The organism is Bradyrhizobium sp. CCBAU 11430, from assembly GCF_028128855.1.
Classification (GTDB): domain Bacteria; phylum Pseudomonadota; class Alphaproteobacteria; order Rhizobiales; family Xanthobacteraceae; genus Bradyrhizobium; species Bradyrhizobium ottawaense.
Map to the genome: position 1 here is coordinate 1 of NZ_LBJV01000023.1, position 4,690 is coordinate 4,690.

Here is a 4,690-nt window from a genome sequence, read left to right on the forward strand (position 1 = left end):
ACGGCCGCAAGCACGGCGTCATGCTCGCGGAAATCGGGCGTGCTTTAATGGTTGCTACGAGACCTGCCTCGGGGCGCGCCCCTTCACGCCGCCGACGCCTTCACCTTCACCGGATGAACCGCGCGGAACGCGATCGCGATCCTGTTCCAGGCGTTGATGGCGCCGATCAGCATGGTCAGGTTCACCGTCTCTTCCTCGGAGAACTGCGCGCGGACCTGCCCGTAGACGTCATCAGGCGCATGCGTCTGCGCGATCAGCGTGACCGATTCCGTCCAGGCCAACGCGGCGCGCTCGCGATCGGTGTAGAGCGGGGATTCGCGCCAGGCATCGAGCAGGTAGATGCGCTGCTCGGTCTCGCCGCGCTTGCGCGCGTCCTCGGTGTGCATGTTGATGCAAAAGGCGCAGCCGTTGATCTGCGACGCCCGGATCTTGACGAGCTCGATCAGCGATTTCTCGAGCCCCGTGGACTGGATCTGCGTCTCCAGCGCCATCAGCGCTTTGATCGTGTCCGGCGCGGCCTGATAGTAGTTCATGCGGGGTTTCATGGTCGTTCTCCTTGCTGCTGGGTTGAGTCAGTGGGCACCACCGGCTGAGGTCTGGCCGGGCTTCTTCAGGAACAGGACCGCGGCGAGCGCGACGATCAGCGCCATGCCGAGCAGATAAAACGTGTCGCTGAAGGCGAAGATATAGGCCTGCTTCTGCACGATATGGCCAATCGCGACATAGGCGCGATGCGCCGCATCCGCACGGTCGAGGATGCCATGATTGACGAAATATTGCGTGAGCTGTTCCAGCCGTGTGCGGGTGGCCTGCTCGAACACCGAGACCGACTGCATCAGCACGTTGGAGTGATACTGCTCGCGCTTGGTCAGCACGGTCTGGAGCAGTGCGATGCCGACGGCGCCGCCGAGATTGCGCATCATGTTGAACAGGCCCGAGGCCGAGCCCGCGTTCTCCGGCTCGATGCCTGATGTGGCGACCGCCGACAGCGGCGCCATCACCAGCGCCTGGCCGATGGCGCGGACGATGTTGGGCCACAGCAGCTGGTCGGCGGCGTAATCAATGGTCATATAGATGTTCATGAAGTTGGAAGCCGCGAACAGCACGAAGCCGACGCCGATGATGATCCGCGCATCGAACTTCTGCATCAGGCGCGGCACCAGCGGAATCAGCAGGAGTTGCGGCAATCCGGTCCATGCCAGCACCATGCCGATCTGCTCGGAATTGTAGCCCTGGATGCGCGACAGATATTGCGGCAGGATGAAGACCGAGCCGTACAGCGCGATGCCGAGCAGAAAATTTGCGAGCATGCCGAAGCCGAAATTGCGGCGGACGAGCAAGCGCAGGTTGAGGAGCGGCTTCTTCACCGTGAGCTCGATGATCAGGAAGGCGGTCAGCGCGACGGCCGCGATCACTGACAGCCTGACGATGAAGGGCGAGCCGAACCAGTCGTCCTTGTTGCCTTCCTCCAGCACGGTCTGGAGCGTCGATAGCCCGATCGCCATGGTGACGATGCCGGCCCAGTCGCCGTCGCGCAGCAGCGCCAGCTTCATCGGCTTGGGCTCGAGAGCGTACCAGAGCATGCCGACCATCACCGCGCCGGGGACGAGGTTGACGTAGAAGATGTACTCCCAGCCGAAATTCTCGGTGAGATAGCCGCCGATGGTCGGGCCGATCGCCGGCGCGAACGTCGCCGACAGCGCGAACAGCGCAAGGCCGACCGGCTGTTTTGCGCGCGGCAGCAGCGTGATGATCAGCGTGAACGCCATGGGAATCAGGACACCGCCGGTAAATCCCTGCACGGCGCGCAGCACGATCATCTGCGGCAAATCCTGCGCCAGTGCGCAAGCCGCCGAGAGAACCAGGAACAGGACCGCGTTGGTCAGAAGGTAAATCCGGATCGAGAACACCTGCGCCAGCCAGCCGGAGAGCGGGATCACCACGATTTCGGCGATCAGATAGGAGGTCGAGATCCAGCCGCCGTCGTCGATGCCGGCGCCGATCGCGCCCTGGATGTCGGCGAGCGAGGCGTTGACGATCTGGATGTTCAGCACCGCCATGAAGGCGCCGAGCGTCGCGCCGATCACCGCGACCCAGGTTTTTGCGGATACGGCCGGCGTGGTCGGAGCTGCGGGGGCGGTGAGATTGGCGGCGGCGTCGACGGTCGGTTGCAGCGTGCTCATGGAAGCCTCGTCTCGGGTACGGAGACAGGATGCGTTCGGCGAATGGTTTCGATCATCGATGAAGTTGTGGAAGGATCGTCCGGCAGGATTTGATAATCCCGCCGACGCCTTCCGGCTTCAGCCGCCGTTCGGGCGGGACGTGTTGTCGGCGAGGCGCTTCGCCGTCTCGCGCTCGGCCAGCACCGCATGCTTGGTATCGACCGTCGGCACCGCCGACATGCCGGGGCGCAGCAGGCCGGTGAGGCTGTGGTCGTCGAGCACGATCTTCACCGGGACCCGCTGCACGATCTTGGTGAAATTGCCGGTGGCGTTGTCGGGCGGCAGCAGCGCGAATTCGAGCCCGCTTGCCGGCGACAGGCTGTCGACATGGCCGTGCAGGGTTCGATTGCGAAAACTGTCGACGTGCAACTCGACCGGCTGACCCGGCCGCACATGCGTGAGCTGGGTCTCCTTGAAGTTGGCCACCACGTACACCGCATCGAGCGGTACCACCGCCATCAATTGCGTGCCGGCTTGCACGTACTGGCCGACGCGCAGCGAGCGGGCGCCGACGGTGCCCTCGACCGGCGCGGTGATCTCGGTATAGGACAGGTTCAACGCCGCCTGCTGCGCGACGGCGCGGGCCCGTTCGAGCTGGGCCGCCGCCTGGGCGCGCTGGGTGGTGAGCACGTCGATCTTGCGCTGCGCGGCCAGCAGGCCGGATTTCGCGTGCTGCAATTGCGCGCTGCTCGCGCGTAGCGCCGCGTCGGTCTGCTGCGCGCGCTGGATCGTGCCGGAGCCGGTCTTCATGAGGTCGTCGTAACGGGCGCGCTCTTCCTGCGCGAATTTCAGGTTGGCGTCGGCAGCGGTGACATCCGCCGTGCTCTGCTCGATGATCGGCTGTTGCAGTTCGAGCTGGGCATCGATGTTGCGCACCGAGGCTTCGCCCGCGGCGACGTCGGCTTTGGCCTGGTCGAGCGCCGCCTTGAAGTCACGATCGTCGATCTTGGCCAGCGCCTGGCCAGCCTTCACCTTTTCGTTGTCACTGACCAGCACCTTGGCGATGTAGCCGGAGATTTTTGGCGCGATGATCGTGGAGTCGGCCTTCACATAGGCGTCGTCGGTTGTCTCGAGGTAGCGGCCGTTGGTCCAGTAGTCGTGCCCGTAATAGACAGCGGTTGCCGTGCCCGCGAGGAGCGCGAGCGCCAGCGCCGCGCGCCGCACCCTGTTCCGGAGCGGGATAGTCGGCGGCGGCTTGGTGCTATCGGGGGTGATTTCAGTTGCCTGCTGAAAAATCTCGGCGCGGGGCATCTCGGACATGGAAGTCTCCTATCGGCGTACCGAGACTATTGGTCTTTCTGGGCCGGGTGATAATCGGCGAAATGCTGGAAGGATTATCCATCGGGGCTGGATAATCCGGCTGGTTGTAATGTCTAGCGGGCCAGACCCGCGCCTGCCCCAGAGCGATTGCCGCGCCCGTCGAGCGATTTGCGCTAACGTATGCGTCCTGCTGGACCCGAGCCTCCAAGCCGGACGAACTCCAAGTTTTTGATAGATAATCGGGGTGAATTCATTGCGATTATCCATCAAAGGCGGATAATCCGCTGCCATGGATCGATTGACCAGCCTCGAAGTCTTCAGCCGGGTGGTAGAGACCGGCGGCTTCTCTGCAGCCGCCCGTAAGCTCAACATGTCGACCACCATGGTGAGCAATCACGTTCAGGCGCTGGAAGACCGGCTCGGGGTGAGGCTGCTTCAGCGGACCACGCGCAAGGTCAACCTCACCGAGATCGGCAAGGCCTATTACGACCGCTGCGTCCAGATCCTCGCCGACATCGAACAGGCCGACGATATCGCCGGCGAATTGCAGTCGGTGCCCCGCGGCACGCTGCGCATCCACGTCGCCACGCATATGGTGCAGTTCGTCGCGCCTGTGGTGGCAAAGCTTCTGTCGACCTATGCGGAGCTCAAGATCGATCTGCGCATGGGCGAAGGTGACGTCGATCTCATCGAGGAAGGCTACGACGTCGCCTTGCGCATGACCTCGCCGCCGGATTCAAGCCTGATCGTCCGCAGCCTCGCCACCTGGCGTCACGTGCTGTGCTGCTCGCACGATTATCTCGAGAAGCACGGCCGGGTGCAGAAGCTCGACGAGCTCGCCGCGCATAATTGTGGCCGGCACCTGAACTATCCGTTTGGCGATGAATGGCGCTTCCTGGATCGCAAAGGCGCACCGGCCTCCGTACGCATCTCGGGCAGCTTCGTCACCAATAGCGGGGAAGCGCTGCGCAAGGTCGCACTGGAGGGGGCCGCAATCTGTCTGATGGCGGGATTTCTCATTCAGGACGACCTCGAAGCCGGTCGCCTCGTGCGCCTCTTGCCGGAATATCGGACGATCGAGCTGTCCATGAACGCGGTCTATCCGCATCGTCATCATCTGTCGGCGAAGGTCAGGACCTTCATCGACCTGCTCGCGCACCACAGCGCCGAGCAGCAAAAGCTGATCAATCCGTATTCATGAGCGACGT

The 4,690-nt window shown here is 63.5% G+C and carries 4 protein-coding genes; 1 reads left to right on the plus strand and 3 read right to left on the minus strand.

What is annotated here, in order from left to right:
* Positions 1–83 precede the first annotated feature (83 nt).
* The 3 genes from XI04_RS08165 to XI04_RS08175 form a co-directional block, all read right to left on the minus strand.
* On the minus strand, positions 84–545 hold the full coding sequence (locus XI04_RS08165; RefSeq protein ID WP_028140047.1) for a carboxymuconolactone decarboxylase family protein: 462 nt from the start codon (positions 543–545) through the stop codon (positions 84–86).
* Positions 546–572: 27 nt separating this feature from the next.
* Complete coding sequence (locus tag XI04_RS08170; protein WP_212474948.1) at positions 573–2,183, minus strand: MDR family MFS transporter; 1,611 nt, start codon at positions 2,181–2,183, stop codon at positions 573–575.
* Between the two features lie 117 nt (positions 2,184–2,300).
* On the minus strand, positions 2,301–3,482 hold the full coding sequence (locus XI04_RS08175) for an HlyD family secretion protein (protein WP_152103601.1): 1,182 nt from the start codon (positions 3,480–3,482) through the stop codon (positions 2,301–2,303).
* A 289-nt stretch (positions 3,483–3,771) separates the two neighbouring features.
* On the opposite strand from XI04_RS08175, the gene XI04_RS08180 reads away from it, so the two are divergent.
* Positions 3,772–4,683 (plus strand): LysR family transcriptional regulator, encoded by a 912-nt coding sequence (locus tag XI04_RS08180; protein WP_152103600.1) that lies wholly within the window; start codon positions 3,772–3,774, stop codon positions 4,681–4,683.
* The last annotated feature ends 7 nt before the right edge of the window (positions 4,684–4,690 follow it).

What these genes read in the sequence shown, in the direction of transcription:
- XI04_RS08165 (WP_028140047.1), bottom strand. Translation starts at nt 545, where the DNA reads ATGAAACCCCGCATGAACTACTATCAGGCCGCGCCGGACACGATCAAA.
- XI04_RS08170 (WP_212474948.1), bottom strand. Translation starts at nt 2,183, where the DNA reads ATGAGCACGCTGCAACCGACCGTCGACGCCGCCGCCAATCTCACCGCC.
- XI04_RS08175 (WP_152103601.1), bottom strand. Translation starts at nt 3,482, where the DNA reads ATGTCCGAGATGCCCCGCGCCGAGATTTTTCAGCAGGCAACTGAAATC.
- XI04_RS08180 (WP_152103600.1), top strand. Translation starts at nt 3,772, where the DNA reads ATGGATCGATTGACCAGCCTCGAAGTCTTCAGCCGGGTGGTAGAGACC.